This is a genomic window from Ectopseudomonas toyotomiensis, from assembly GCF_017167985.1.
Taxonomy (GTDB): Bacteria; Pseudomonadota; Gammaproteobacteria; order Pseudomonadales; family Pseudomonadaceae; genus Aquipseudomonas; species Aquipseudomonas toyotomiensis.
In genome coordinates, this window is the sequence record NZ_CP070505.1 from 723,453 (window position 1) to 737,408 (window position 13,956).

The following is a 13,956-nucleotide window of genomic DNA, read 5'->3' on the forward strand; positions in this document are numbered from 1 at the left end:
GGCCGTAGCCCAAAAAGGAGCGAACTCTAGAACTTTGTAAATACAATGTAAATAATAACGATTACTAAACAACTACTTAACGCCTCACCAGTTCAGCCGCGGGTGCTACCGCTCGCGGCTTACGAAACACCAGCACATTGCCCAGCATCACCAGCCCCAGCCCGAACAGCGCAGGAGCCGTCCACTGGTAACCCTCGGCGACTACCGAGATGTTCAGTGCCACCACCGGGAACAATACGGTGCAGTAAGCTGCGCGCTCCGGGCCCATGCGCCCGACCAGGGTCAGGTAGGCGGTAAAGCCGATCACCGAGCCGGGAATCGCCAGGTACAGCAGCGAGCCGACGTAGCGCGCGTTCCACTCGAAGGCGAACGGCGTGCCGCTGACCAGGCAGATCCCCACCAGCATCAGCGCGCCATAGAGCATGCCCCAGGCGTTGGTGGTCAGTGGCTTGAGCCCGGCCTTCTGCTGCAGGCTGGAGAGCATGTTGCCGGCAGAGAAGAACAGGGTGCCGAGCAGTGCCAGGCCGATGCCCAGCAGGCTTTCGCGGCTGGCTTCGTGCCCAGCCAGCTCCGGCCAGAACAGTAAGCCCAGACCGACCAGCCCCAGCGCGCCACCGAGCAGCACGTTGGCAGCGATGCGCTGTTTGAAGAACAGCCTTGCATTGATCGCGTTCCACAGGGTGGCGGTGGAGAAGATCACCGCGATCAGGCCACTGGGTATCCACTGGCTGGCGGTGTAGAAGCACAGGAAGTTGAGGCAGAACAGGCACAGCCCCTGCACCAGGCAGATGCCCTGACCACGACGATCCAGCGGCTGCAGGCGGCCGCTGAACCAGAGCATGGCGAACAGCACCGCCGAGGCCAGCGCGAAGCGATAGGCGATGGAGGCGGCAACGGCCACCTCGCCCATCTGCAATTTGATGGCGATCCAGGTTGTACCCCAGATCAGTACGGTAAGCAGGTAAAGCGACAGGTTCATCGAGTATCTCCCAAGACTGAGCACAGTCTGGAAGCGATGCGCACCGGGCGCTTGCACAAAGTTGCGCATTTATCGCTACGCCATCACTGCCTGCCATCGCGCTGCAGGCTTTATCATGCGGTTTTTATCCGTCAGGTCATTCTCAACGCATGCTTTCTGCTGTCGCGCGCTACAAACAACTGCTGTCCAGCGCCCTCGCCCGCTACTTCCCTCACACCACCGCCTACCTGCGTGCCGAGCGCGAAGCCGCGCAGCCACGTAAACCTGCACGCAAGCAAAGCAAGAAGAAGTCCACTGGCAACAAGAAAGCCAGCGGCCGCAAGACTGACAGTGGTAAACCCGGCCCTGCAGGGATCTACCCCGGCACCCGGCTGAAGGTCGAAGACGCTCAGGTACAGGCCATGCGCGAACGCGTGGCGCAGGCGGTGAACGCCAGGCTGATCGGCGCACCATCGGACGAACAATGGGCGATGATCCTCTGCCGTGCGCCGCTGGCACGCATCTTCGCCGGCGCCGGCTCGGGCAAGTCGAGCACCCTGGTACTGCGTGTGGTGTTCCTGCTCTGCCACCTGGAGGTCGATCCCAAGCGTCTGACGGTGATTTCCTTCACCAACGCCTCCTGCAGCGAGTTGCGTGAGCGCCTGCAACGCCTGCTCGACTTCTGGCACTACCCGCACGATGCACGCCAGTGCGTGCGTACCTTCCATGCGGCCATGGCCACGCTGGCCAAGGAGAACCTGGGTAACCCGCGCTGGTTCGAGCAACTGGACGACCCCAGCGACGAACCAGACAACCCACTCACCGGTGCTCGCCTGCGCCCCGCGCAGCAGCGCCTGCTCAGGCAGACCTACCAGCATGCCTACGCCGAGGACGCACGCTTTCGCGCGCTGACTCACCGCCTGCTCAAGTTGCCGGCCCCCGCAGAGCCAGCAAAGGGCAAAGCCAAGGCGCCGCTGGATGCCTGCAAGCTGACCGGCGAATTCGCCGCCCTGCCACTGTTCGAGCTACTGCACGGACAGATCGACTTCGCTGAGAGTCTGGGCATTCGCCTCGACCGTCTGGATGTGAAAACCCTGGACTGCGCGCCCCGCGAGCGTGATTTCATCGAGGCCATGCAGCGCTTCCAACTGCACTTCAGCGCTCTGCTGCAAAAGCAGGGATTGATCAGTTTCAACGGCGCGTTCGCGCAGTTGAGCGAGCGCCTAAACAGCGACGGCGGCAAACCCGGCCCCGCCCTGCTCGCCTTGAGCCATCTGCTGATCGACGAATTCCAGGACATCTCGCCGCAGATCGTGCTGTGGCTGCAGGCCGTGCATCGCCGCCTGCACGCGGCGGGCGAGCGCATCAGCCTGATGGCTATCGGCGATGACTGGCAGTCGATCTACGGTTGGCGCGGCAGCTCGCCGGAGCTGTTCATCGACTTCGACCGGCACTTTCCCAGCCGTGGCCGTAGCAAGAGCACCACCTTGCTGCTGGGCACCAACTACCGCAGCATCGAGCCGGTGATCCGCGATGGCGAGAAGGTGCTCGCTGAAGTGCACAACAAGCAGGCCAAGACCTGCGTCGCGGCCAAGGCGATGCAACCGGGCGATCATGGCGTCAGGCTGATCCAGCGCTTCGACCTGGCCAGCGGCCTGCCGGCATTGCTCAAGGAAATCACCGCGCAGTGCCAGCACGTCAGCCAGCGCGCCAACGCGGATCGCACCGCCGTACTGCTGCTCAGCCGGCGCAACGAGCCCCTGCAGCAGGTGCGCGCGCAGTTGGACAAGACGCTGCCGGTCAGAGCCATGACCATCCACCGCGCCAAGGGCCTGCAGGCCGAAGTGGCGATCATCCTCGACGACTGCCTGCCGGTGGAGAAGCACCCGCTGCGCAACGCGCTCTACGCCCAGTGCGGCTTCTTCGCCGGCAGCTACGACCAGGCCATGCAGGACGAAGCCCGGCGCCTGGCCTATGTGGCCATCACCCGTGGCGTAAGCCGGGTGCTGTGGTATACGCGCAAGGCCCAAGGCGCCACGCAATGCTTGGCAGCGAGCCGGCCAATCGCGCAAGCTTCAGGCTGATCGGCATTTCGGGCGTTTCCATGGACAAATTGCTGGCTCTGCGCACCTTCGTCGCCACCGTTCGCTGTGGTGGTTTTTCCGCTGCGGCGCGGCAGCTGGGCCTGGCCACCTCCTCGGTGACCCGTGCGGTCAACGCTCTTGAACAGGAACTGGGCTGCGTACTGCTCAACCGCAACACGCGGCAGATCAGCGTCAGCGAGGCCGGACGCGACTACTTCGAGCGCGCCCTGGCCATTCTCGATGCCCTCGACGAAGCCGATGCCGCCGTGACCGACAACGGCGATGAGGTGCGTGGTCGCCTGGCGGTAAGCGTGCCGGTGGAGTTCGCTCGGCGCATCATCGCCCCGCACCTCGGCGAACTGCTGGAGCGACACCCACAACTGGAGCTGACCCTGCGCGTGACCGACGAGGTGGTCGACCTGCTCAGCGAACGGGTCGATCTGGCGCTGCGCCTGGGCTCTTCCATCATCAGCGACGACGTGGTCAGCCAGCGCGTCGGCAGTTTCACGCGCTGGCTGGTGGCGAGTCCGCAGTATCTGGCACGCACCTCGCCCATCGAACATCCGGACGCACTCCAGGCGCATGCCTGCCTGCAGTATGACTACGGCAGCCCGGCGCACTGCTGGCGCTTCGAGCAGGACGGAACGACCTTGCAGGTGCCGGTCACAGGAAGCCTGCGCAGCAACAACGCCGATATCCTGCGTCAGGCAGCCGTGGCCGGTCAGGGCGTGGCACTGCTGTCGGACTGGCTGGTACGCGACGACGTGGACAGTGGCAGGCTGCAGCGCCTGCTGCCCGACTACGAAGTTGCCCCTGGCCCGCACGAAGGCACCATCCACCTGCTGTACCTGCCCAATCACCGGGGGTCGAAGCGTATCGCCGCGTTCAGTGAGTTCCTTCAGGCGCTGCTGCAGCGCTGAGCGCCTTTGCACAGTGCGCAACGCACTATTGCCGATTCGACGGATTCTCCGCCTGGCGTCGCCTGCCTAACCTTGCGCCTGTCGTTCCCTCTCACCGAGATCCCACATGACTAGCCAGACCTCCTCACTCACGAGCGAGTCGCCAGCCCTGCCGCAGGCACTGGTGCTGCTGTTCGCCCTCTGCTGCGGCGCCATCGTCGCCAACCTCTACTACGCCCAGCCGATCATCGAGCTGATCGCCCCGGATGTCGGCCTCAGCGCCGAGCGCGCCAGCCTGATCGTTTCGCTGACGCAGATCGGCTATGCCCTCGGCCTGCTGTTCCTGGTGCCGCTGGCCGACCTGCTGGAAAGCCGCCGGCTGATGCTGATCACCACCGCGGCCGCCCTGCTCTGCCTGCTGGCGGCGGCCTTGGCGAATCAACCGGATGTGTTTCTTGGCCTGGCACTGCTGATCGGCCTCAGCTCGGTTTCGGTACAGATGCTGATCCCCCTGGCCGCCAACCTGGCGCCGGAGGCCAGCCGTGGCCGCGTGGTGGGCAACATCATGAGCGGCCTGCTGCTCGGCATCCTGCTCGCGCGGCCGCTGGCCAGCCTGGTAGCAGGCGAGTTTGGCTGGCGTGCGGTGTACCTGATGGCGGCCGCCCTGATGCTGCTGATCACCCTGGTAATCGCCACCACCATCCCGCGCCACGCCCCCAGGCACCGCGCCAGCTACGGGCAACTGCTGACCTCGCTGGCTCATCTGCTGCGCCGCTATCCGACACTGCGCCGCCGCGCGCTTTATCAAGGCCTGATGTTCGCCAGTTTCAGTCTGTTCTGGACAGTCGCGCCGCTGGAACTGTCGCGCCACCTCGGATTGAGCCAGCAGGACATCGCCCTGTTCGCCCTTGCCGGCGCCATCGGCGCAGTCGCGGCGCCTATCGCCGGGCGTCTGGCCGATGCCGGCCATACCTGGCGCGCCAGCCTGGTGGCGCTGATCCTGGCACCACTGGCCTTCGCTCCCAACCTGTTGAGCGCCGGACTGGGCTGGATCGGCCTGGTCGTCACTGCCATCGTGCTGGATTTCGCCGTACAGATGAGCATGGTGCTGGGCCAGCGCAGCATCTACGCACTGGAGCCGCAGAGCCGCGCCCGGCTCAATGCGCTGTACATGACCAGCATCTTCGTGGGCGGCGCCATCGGCTCTGCACTGGCCAGCCCGGTCTACGAGCGTTTCGGCTGGTCGGGCACGGCACTGTTGGCTGCCGGACTGCCGCTGCTGGCGCTTCTGGCCTTCATTGGCAAGGAGGAGTGAACACTTTTCCGCAGGCAACAAAAAACCCGCCGAAGCGGGTTTCTTCCCAACCATCCGACATCCTGTCGGTAGCCAATCCTGGCTTGGTCATCGTCCTTGATCCTCAGCAATCCGTCGCTGCAGGGGATGTGTGTAGATTAGAGATCGGCTCACGATGGCAACAGTGGTGGTTGCCGCCTGGGCGTGTAAGCCTTTTGCCATACCACCCTGAGTCAGCGCCCGATCATGCGCGCCAGCACGTCCTCGCCGCCCTGGCGGCGATGAACGAACGCCATGGCCACGTGGCCGATCACCATGAACAGCAGCAGCCAGCCGAGGTTGCCATGCAGCAGGCTGGCGGGCGCGATCATCCATTCGATCTTGGCGTCGCTGAAGCCGGGCATGATGGTCATGCCGAAGGCGACGAACTCGCGGCCCGAGCCGTACTGGCGTAGCAGCGCGACAAAGGGAATCACGAACAGCAGGCCATACAACGCCAGGTGGCCGAAGCGTGCCATTGTGCTGACAGGCGCCGGCCGGCGGTTGCTGTTATACAGCGCCCAGAACAGGCGAATCACCACCAGCACCATGAGCAACAGCCCGGTCGCCTTGTGCGTGCCCCAGAGGAATTTATCCAGCGCGCTGTCTTCCATCAGCGCATGCGCCAGTACGGTCAAGAATTGCCACCCCAGCAAAACGGCCATACCCCAGTGCAGCCAGCGTGTAACCGCACCATAGCGTTGCGCGGAGTCATGCAGATTCGACATCGTGGTTCCTCTCCAATGTCATGTACGAAAACGGTGTTCGGGCCAGACGGCCGAATGCCCCATCCGAGGCAAAGACCCGCCCCAGACGCAATGGTGCCGCGCAGCAGAGCGTTGATGCGCCTACAGATGTTAGCGGGTATGTCAGAAGAGCATCACGCCACGCCCCCGGCAAGCGGGGGCGTAGCGGATGATCAGGCGTCGCGCAGGGCTTCGCGCCAGGCGTGGTGTTGCGGCTCCTGCCAGATGCGCGCGTGCAGGCGCGCCATGCCGTCAGGATCGTTGAGCAGACGCCAGCGGGTCGCCTCGACCTTGCCCTCAGGCCCGGCGCTGAGGATCTCATCGATACGCTCGTCGCGCAGCGCTTCGGCAGCAGGCACCACCTTGGCGTGGCGGGCACGGGCCATGGCGCAGACCAGGGCGTTGTACAGCGGGTCGACCACTGCACGCAGGAAGCCCTTGCGCAGAGCCCGTGAGCTGTTCAGTTGCTCGTACTCGGCGGTGTTGCTCAGCTCCACCGGCACCTTGTGTTCTTCCGGAATCAGGAACAGCTTGCTGCGCCGTGCTGCCAGGCCCGGGGCCGTGCGGCTGGTCAGCACCGAGACCACCGGCGACAGCACCAGTGACACGACGATGGGTGCCAGCCACCAGAGGAAGTCCGGGTTGAGCCAGGCCACCAGCGCCGTCCAGCTGATACCGATCAGCACCTGAGTGCCGTGACGGCGGAAGGCTTCGCTCCAGGGGGTCGAGTCATCCACGCGCTGCGGCGAGTTCCACTGCACCGACCAACCGAGGAAGGCGGCGGTGACGAACAGGCTGTGGAACAGCATGCGCACCGGTGCCAGCAGCACCGAGCAGGAGGCCTCCAGCAGCATCGACAACAGCACCCGCGTACGACCACCGTAGGCCTCGGCGCCCTTGATCCAGATCAGCAACACGCTGAGTAGCTTGGGCAGGAACAGCAGGGTCATGGTCGCCGAGAACAGGGCGATGGCCTCGTGTGGCTGCCAGCGCGGCCACAGCGGGTAGAGCTGGTTGGGCTGCAGGAAGTACTCCGGCACCATCAACGTATGAATCGCCAGCAGGCAGGTCGAGAGCACCAGGAACAACAGCCACAGCGGCGCGGACAGGTAGGACATGACCCCGGTGAGAAACACCACGCGATGCACGGCATGCATGCCACGCACCAGGAACAGGCGGAAGTTCATCAGGTTGCCATGGCACCAGCGGCGGTCACGCTTGAGCTCGTCGAGCAGGTTCGGCGGCAACTCTTCATAACTGCCCGGCAGGTCGTAGGCGATCCATACGCCCCAACCAGCGCGGCGCATCAGCGCGGCTTCGACGAAATCGTGGGAGAGGATCGCGCCGGCGAAGGAACCGGTGCCCGGCAGCGGCGCCAGGGCGCAGTGCTCGATGAAGGGTTTGACCCGAATGATCGCGTTGTGGCCCCAGTAATGCGACTCACCCAGCTGCCAGAAGTTGAGGCCAGCCGTGAACAGGGGCCCGTAGACGCTGGTGGCGAACTGTTGCAGGCGCGCATAGAGGGTGTCCATCCCGGACGCCTTGGGCGCGGTCTGGATGATGCCGGCACCCGGATTGGCCTCCATCAGGCGTACCAGGCGGGTCAGGCATTCGCCGCTCATCACGCTGTCGGCATCGAGCACCACCATGTAGCGGTAGTTGCTGCCCCAGCGCCGGCAGAAGTCGTCGATGTTGCCGCTCTTGCGCTTCACCCGACGCCGACGACGGCGGTAGAAGATATGGCCGAAGCCTTCCACTTCGCGGCACAGCTCCATCCAGGCCTGTTGCTCGGCCACGCAGATGTCCGGGTCGTTGCTGTCGCTGAGGACGAAGAAATCGAAGTGCTCGAGTTGTCCGGTGGCCTTGAGCGACTCGAAGGTCGCACGCAGGCCGGCGAACACACGCGGCACATGCTCGTTGGCAATCGGCATGACCAGGGCGGTACGTGCCCGCGGCGAAATCGGCTCATCACCGCAGCTGCTGGCGGAGATGCTGTAGCGGTCACGCCCCTTGAGCAGTTGGAAGAAGCCCATCAATGCGGTCCAGAAGCCCATCGACACCCAGCAGAACAGCAGGGCAAATAGCGCCAGGATGCTGGTCTGCACCACATAGGGCAGGATCTGCCGCGCTGACTCCTGCCAGGGCTGCTCGAACACCAGGCCCAGATCGACCAGCGACCAGCCCTGATAGGGCAGCACCGACTTCATGTACCAGGTGGCGACAACAGTCTGCACGACCATCAGCACCAGCAGCGCAGTACGGCGCACCGCCGCGACGTGGCGCCAGTGCTCTTCGGCGAAGTCCTCGCTCTCACGCGTGCGTGGCCGCGGTGCGGGTTTCTCGCCCTTCAAGCGACGCCAGCCGCGATCCAGGATGTTGATCTGCCAGGGCTCCGGCACCATGCGTGTGCGCTTGATCGGCGGCGTCGAATCGATGGTGGGCCGGCCCTGGTGGTCCTGCACGATGCGGCAGCCGCGTTCGAGCGCGTCCGGCCAGCCCAGAGACAGACGAGCTGGCACCGACTCGAGCATCTCGCGGGTTTCTTCCAAAGGCTCGGCAGTCGCAAGATCGTCTTCGTGCAGGGCACGGTGCAAGGTGGCGAGATCCCCGCCCTCCTCTTCCAGGCGATGAGCCAGAGCTTCCTGCCGCTCATGATCGAGCGGCAGCTCCCCCAGATAATCCTGGATTTGCGTGGGGTCTAGAGTGTTATTCATGGGCAGGCAGCTGATAGCTCCAGGTTTCCGACAAGGACTTGCCGTCCTCGACCAGGGCAGCGCGCATTTCCACCGGCTGCGCCGGGTTCTTGACCTTGATGCGCAACATCAGGCGCCAGCCTTTGCTGACCGGGTTGTAACGCAGGCTGTCTTCCAGCAACTCGGCGTTGCCATCGACGCTGACCTGAACGGTCGGCGCCACGTCGGGCGAACGCTTGGCCAGCTCCTCACCGACGAAATCGACCACCAGTGCAGTACTGCCATCGGCCTGACGAATCAGGTTGGCCTGCTTGATGTCACCCTCCGACAGCCGGGTCTGGCTGACCATCGCCAGTTGCGGATCATGCAGCTTGGCATCGTCACGGCTGAAGTGTAGGCGATAGGCCACATCCAGCGACTCCCCCGGGGCCGGCAGCTTCTCGGGGCGCCACAGGGCGACGATGTTGTCGTTGGTTTCGTCCGGCGTGGGGATCTCCACCAGTTCGACATGACCCGCGCCCCAATCGCCGACGGTTTCCACCCAGCCGCTCGGGCGCAGCTCGTAGCGGTCGTCGAGATCCTGATACTGGTTGAAGTCGCGACCACGCTGCATCAGGCCGAAGCCACGTGGGTTGTCGATACGATAGCTGCTGACGTTGAGGCGCTGCGGGTTGTTCAGCGGACGCCAGATCCACTCGCCATTGCCGGCATGGATGGCCAGGCCATCGGAGTCATGCAGTTGCGGGCGGTAATTCGGGCGCGGCCAGGGCTGGTTGGCACCGAACAGGTACATGCTGGTCAGCGGCGCGATGCCGAGCTTTTCGACGTTCTCACGCAGGTAGACCTTCGATTGCACCTCGAGCACGCTGTCGCGCCCCGGTTTGATTTCCATGCGGTAAGCGCCGGTGGCACGCGGCGAATCGAGCAGTGCGTAGATCACCAGGCTGCGGCGATCGGGCTGCGGCTTCTCGATCCAGAATTCGCTGAAACGCGGGAACTCTTCGCCCGATGGCAGCGCGGTGTCGATGGCCAGGCCACGCGCCGAGAGGCCGAACACCTGACCCTTGCCGACGATACGGAAGTAGCTGGCGCCCAGCACGCTCATCACTTCGTCATGCGTACCTTTGGCATTGATCTCGTTGATCACCTTGAAGCCGGCGAAGCCCAGATCCTTGAGATCATCCGGGTTCAGGTTGAGATCGCCGAAGTCGAACATCGACGGATCGTACTTGATTTCCTGGGTGCCTTCGGCGGTCACTTCGTTGATCTTCACCGGCACATCGAAGTGCATGCCCTGGTGGAAGAAGTACAGCCGGAACGGCGTCTTGCCATCAGCCCAGTGTGCTTTTTCCTCAAGGAAGCGCACCTTCTGATAGCCAGCGAACGGCAATTCGCGCAGCGCAGCCGGCAGATTGCTTTGCGGGGCGCTGTAGCTTTCGGCGGCAAGCGCCTTGGCCTTGACCGCCACATCATCCAGATCGAAGGCCCAGCTCTGGGCAGCGAACAACAGAGGGAGCACACAGAGGGCCAGCTTGCCGGCCTTGCCCATACGGGCTCCAGAACAACGACTCATCGACACACAGCCTCCAGGGCAACACGTACTGACAAGCAGCGGCAAGCCCAGGGGCGGCCGCTGCAGGGAGTTGAAAACGGGCGAATGGTACAAACACAACGCGAGCACGATGCAGACAGCCAACCGAACGGTGACGTCTCCGCATGCGCGGATTCTTTCTGCGCATTATTACCAGATCGTGAAGTCCGGCACAGGTGCTCGCGCGAGTATATTTTTCGCCTCCTTGGGCCACACCCTCATTGGCGTGGCAACAATTCGAAACGCGCCTCCTGCACGCTCTCCGAATCCAGCCCCAACTGGACACGGAAGGCACCTGGCTCGCTGACATGCTGCAGGCTGGCGTTATAGAAACGCAGCATGGTTTCGTCGATCTCGAAACTCAGCTCGCGCGCCTCACCTGCTTCAAGCTTGACCCTGCGAAAATCCTTGAGTTCCTTCATCGGACGGATCACCGAAGCGGCCTCGTCGTGCAGGTACAGCTGCACCACGGTCGCGCCAGCCCGTGACCCGGTGTTCTTCAGCGTGACGCTGACGCGAATCTTCTCGCCCGGCGTCATGCGCTCGGCGGACAGCTTCGGCGTCGACAGCTGGAAGTCGCTGTAGCTCAGCCCGTAGCCGAACGGATAGAGCGGGCCGTTGGGCTCCTCGAAATACTGCGAGGTGTAGTTGCCCGGTGTGCCGGGTGTGTACGGACGGCCCAGGCGCAGGTGGTTGTAGTAGGTGGGAATCTGTCCGACCGAACGTGGGAAGGTGATCGGTAGCTTGCCAGAGGGGTTGTGCTCACCGAACAGCACGTCGGCGATGCCGTTGCCACCCTCGATGCCGCTGTACCAGGTCTCCAGCATCGCATCGGCGTTTTCCTTCTCCCAGCCGAGCGCCAGCGGCCGACCGTTCATCAGCACCAGCACCAGTGGTTTGCCAGTGGCCTTGAGCGCACGCAGCAGCGCCTGCTGGCTGTCAGGCAGATCCAGACGCGTGCGACTGGACGACTCGTGGGACATGCCGCGTGCCTCCCCCACCGCCGCGACGATGACGTCAGCCTGAGCAGCGACGCTCACGGCCTCGTCCAGCATTGCCTGTGGTGTGCGTTTGTCCAGCACCACTTCAGGGCGGTCCCAATTGAGCTGGTTGAGGTAATTGATCACATGGGCATCGTCGGTGACATTGGCGCCGACGGCGTAGAGCAGCTTGCCCTGGCCTTGCAGCGCCGCCTCCATGCCCTTGCGCAGGGTCACTGCCTGCTCGGCCACACCGACCGCCGACCAGCTGCCGAGCATGTCCACGGGCGAATCGGCGAGCGGGCCGATCAGGGCGACAGTGGTCTTCTTGCTCAGCGGCAGGGTGTCGCCATGGTTTTCCAGCAGCACCAGGGAGTCGCGTGCCATGGCCCGTGCGTCGGCGCGGTGCAGGCGGCTTTCGGCATTGACGTCGGCCGGGTCGTCTTCGGCGCGGCCGATGCGGCGGAACGGATCGTGGAACAGGCCAAGGTCGTACTTGGTGTTCAGTACATGGGTGACGGCTTCATCCAGCACGCTCTGCGGCACCACGCCGCTGCGCACCAAAGCAGGCAGCTCCTGATCGTAGAGCGTGTCGGCCATGCTCATGCCGACACCTGCCGTGACGGCCAGTTTTGCAGCCTCACGGCCATCGGCGGCCACACCATGGCGCAGCAGTTCGGTGATCGCACCGTGGTCGCTGAGCGCCACGCCCTTGAAGCCCCAGTCGCGACGCAGCAGATCACGCAGCAGCCAGGTATTGGCCGAAGCTGGCACGCCATTGATCGCGTTCAGCGCCACCATCACCCCGCCGGCACCGGCATCGATGGCGGCGCGATAAGGCGGCAGGTAATCCTGGTACATGCGCATCGGGCTCATGTCGACCACGTTGTAGTCGCGCCCACCCTCCACCGCGCCGTACAGGGCGAAGTGCTTGACGCTGGCCATGATGCGCTGCGGGTCGCTGGGATCCTTACCCTGATAACCGCGCACCATGGCGGCGGCAATGCGTGAAACCAGGTACGGGTCCTCGCCGAAACCTTCAGACGTGCGGCCCCAACGCGGATCGCGGGAAATGTCGACGGTCGGCGCAAAGGTCATGTCCAGGCCATCGGCGCTGGCCTCGAAGGCCGCGACCCGCGCGCTGTTCTCGATGGCAGGAATGTCCCAGCTCGAGGCCAGCCCCAGCCCAATCGGAAAAGTAGTGCGATGGCCGTGGATGATGTCGTAGGCGAAGAACACCGGGATACCCAGGCGACTGCGCAGCGCCGCCTCCTGCATCGGACGGTTTTCCGGGCGTACCACCGAGTTGAAGGTGGCGCCGATACGCCCTGCGGCCATCTCTTCGCGGATGCGCTCACGCGGCATGTCGCCGCCGATACTGATCAGACGCAGTTGGCCGACCTTTTCCTCCAGGGTCATGCGGCCTACCAGATCGGCGATGAAGGCCGATTTGTCATCGACCGAAGGCGCGGCAGCCAGCAGGTTGGAGAAGGTCAAGGCAGAGGCAAGAGCGAAGTGGTGCAGGTATTTCATCGAGAGCGGCATCCGGGATGCGAATCATTGTTTGAATGGCCGCCACGATACTCCGAGTCCTCGCGCCGCGCCGCGGGTTGGTGCAAAAAAACTTAAGCACCATTCAAAGGCGTTCCAGCAATTACGACCCCAGACTTTCACAAACTTGCGCATTTTTTTCTTCGCCTCTGGTTTTGCCTGTCGGCAGGCGTAGCATGGCCGCATTCGGGAGATGGTGATGGCGCAATTCGAACATCTGCAGGTATTCCAGAGCATGAGCCGCTCGCCCAACGCGCGGCTGCACGCCATGGCCGAACTGGGCAACGGCATGGCCGTGGCACGCTGGAGCAACGCCCATGATGCGCGTGACTACCTTGCCCCCAGCCACCATACGCTGTCGTGCTACCTCAGTGGCGGCACTGGCACATTTCGCCGTGAGCAACCCGGCAACAAGGGCGCTCCAGACAAACTGTGCATCCTGCCGGCCGAACACCAGTCGGCCTGGATCATCAATGGCGAGATTCAGCTAGCCCACCTCTATATAGAGCAGGAGCAGTTCGCCCTTGGCGCGGTCGCCCTGCTTGATCGCGAACCGCGCAGCCTGCAACTGGAAGAAGCGACCTTCCTCGAGGACACCGAACAGTCCACACGCTTCCGTCAGTTGTGCACCCTCGACTGGCAGGAGCCGGGCGAACGCCTGCTGGCCAGCAGCCTGGCGCACCAGTTGCTCGACCATACGCTACTCAACCAGGTTGGCCTGCGCCAGGGCCTGCGCCTCAAGGGTGGCCTGGCACCGCTGCAACGCAGGCGTGTGCGCGAGTTCATCGAACAGCATCTGGAGACGCCGCTGCCACTGAGCCAGCTGGCCGCGCTTTGTGCCCTGTCGGAATACCACTTCGCGCGAATGTTCCAGAGCAGTTTCGGCCTGCCGCCCCATCGTTACGTGTTGGCCCGACGCCTGGCACGTGCCTGTCAGATGCTACGTCAGCCAGCCCCTGCTCTGAGCGAGGTGGCCTTGGCCTGCGGCTTCGCCAGCGCCAGCCATTTCAGCAATCGTTTTCGCCAGGCACTGGGCGCCACACCGGGGCAGTACCGCGCTGCATTCCTGTAGAACGGAAACAACCCACCTTCCGCCCTGCCGTCGGCAATCTCGGCGCCAC

Annotated in this window: 9 protein-coding genes; 4 read left to right on the forward strand and 5 right to left on the reverse strand. The window is 64.0% G+C overall.

Annotated elements, in window-relative coordinates:
- Positions 1–76 precede the first annotated feature (76 nt).
- Positions 77–979: a DMT family transporter gene (locus tag JWV26_RS03210; RefSeq protein ID WP_072425769.1), complete on the reverse strand. Its 903-nt coding sequence runs from the start codon at positions 977–979 to the stop codon at positions 77–79.
- Positions 980–1,128: 149 nt separating this feature from the next.
- Here JWV26_RS03210 and JWV26_RS03215 point away from each other — a divergent pair, with 149 nt between their 5' ends.
- The 3 genes from JWV26_RS03215 (at position 1,129) to JWV26_RS03225 (ending at position 5,256) form a co-directional block, all read left to right on the forward strand.
- Positions 1,129–3,042, forward strand: a complete 1,914-nt coding sequence (locus JWV26_RS03215; protein ID WP_206418381.1) for a DEAD/DEAH box helicase — start codon at positions 1,129–1,131, stop codon at positions 3,040–3,042.
- Positions 3,043–3,062: 20 nt separating this feature from the next.
- Positions 3,063–3,962, forward strand: a complete 900-nt coding sequence (locus JWV26_RS03220) for a LysR family transcriptional regulator (protein ID WP_206418382.1) — start codon at positions 3,063–3,065, stop codon at positions 3,960–3,962.
- A gap of 106 nt (positions 3,963–4,068) precedes the next feature.
- Complete coding sequence (locus tag JWV26_RS03225) at positions 4,069–5,256, forward strand: MFS transporter (protein WP_093050176.1); 1,188 nt, start codon at positions 4,069–4,071, stop codon at positions 5,254–5,256.
- A gap of 212 nt (positions 5,257–5,468) precedes the next feature.
- On the opposite strand, the gene JWV26_RS03230 is transcribed toward JWV26_RS03225, so the two are convergent.
- From JWV26_RS03230 to bglX, 4 genes are all read right to left on the reverse strand, one after another.
- Positions 5,469–6,002 (reverse strand): cytochrome b, encoded by a 534-nt coding sequence (locus JWV26_RS03230; RefSeq protein ID WP_093050173.1) that lies wholly within the window; start codon positions 6,000–6,002, stop codon positions 5,469–5,471.
- 191 nt (positions 6,003–6,193) lie between these two features.
- Positions 6,194–8,734 carry a glucans biosynthesis glucosyltransferase MdoH gene (gene mdoH / locus JWV26_RS03235; RefSeq protein ID WP_206418383.1) on the reverse strand — a complete coding sequence of 847 codons (2,541 nt, stop codon included), beginning with the start codon at positions 8,732–8,734 and terminating at the stop codon, positions 6,194–6,196.
- Positions 8,727–10,262, reverse strand: a complete 1,536-nt coding sequence (locus JWV26_RS03240; protein WP_206419170.1) for a glucan biosynthesis protein G — start codon at positions 10,260–10,262, stop codon at positions 8,727–8,729. The genes mdoH and JWV26_RS03240 overlap by 8 nt, the downstream gene beginning before the upstream one ends.
- Before the next feature lie 260 nt (positions 10,263–10,522).
- Positions 10,523–12,817 (reverse strand): beta-glucosidase BglX, encoded by a 2,295-nt coding sequence (gene bglX / locus JWV26_RS03245; protein ID WP_206418384.1) that lies wholly within the window; start codon positions 12,815–12,817, stop codon positions 10,523–10,525.
- Positions 12,818–13,034: 217 nt separating this feature from the next.
- On the opposite strand from bglX, the gene JWV26_RS03250 reads away from it, so the two are divergent.
- The gene (locus JWV26_RS03250) at positions 13,035–13,907 is read left to right on the forward strand and encodes an AraC family transcriptional regulator (RefSeq protein ID WP_206418385.1); all 873 of its coding nucleotides are present in this window, start codon (positions 13,035–13,037) and stop codon (positions 13,905–13,907) included.
- Positions 13,908–13,956: the final 49 nt, after the last annotated feature.

Coding starts and splice junctions, on each gene's coding strand:
- JWV26_RS03210 (WP_072425769.1), bottom strand. CDS start 979: ATGAACCTGTCGCTTTACCTGCTTACCGTACTGATCTGGGGTACAACC.
- JWV26_RS03215 (WP_206418381.1), top strand. CDS start 1,129: ATGCTTTCTGCTGTCGCGCGCTACAAACAACTGCTGTCCAGCGCCCTC.
- JWV26_RS03220 (WP_206418382.1), top strand. CDS start 3,063: ATGGACAAATTGCTGGCTCTGCGCACCTTCGTCGCCACCGTTCGCTGT.
- JWV26_RS03225 (WP_093050176.1), top strand. CDS start 4,069: ATGACTAGCCAGACCTCCTCACTCACGAGCGAGTCGCCAGCCCTGCCG.
- JWV26_RS03230 (WP_093050173.1), bottom strand. CDS start 6,002: ATGTCGAATCTGCATGACTCCGCGCAACGCTATGGTGCGGTTACACGC.
- mdoH (WP_206418383.1), bottom strand. CDS start 8,734: ATGAATAACACTCTAGACCCCACGCAAATCCAGGATTATCTGGGGGAG.
- JWV26_RS03240 (WP_206419170.1), bottom strand. CDS start 10,262: ATGGGCAAGGCCGGCAAGCTGGCCCTCTGTGTGCTCCCTCTGTTGTTC.
- bglX (WP_206418384.1), bottom strand. CDS start 12,817: ATGAAATACCTGCACCACTTCGCTCTTGCCTCTGCCTTGACCTTCTCC.
- JWV26_RS03250 (WP_206418385.1), top strand. CDS start 13,035: ATGGCGCAATTCGAACATCTGCAGGTATTCCAGAGCATGAGCCGCTCG.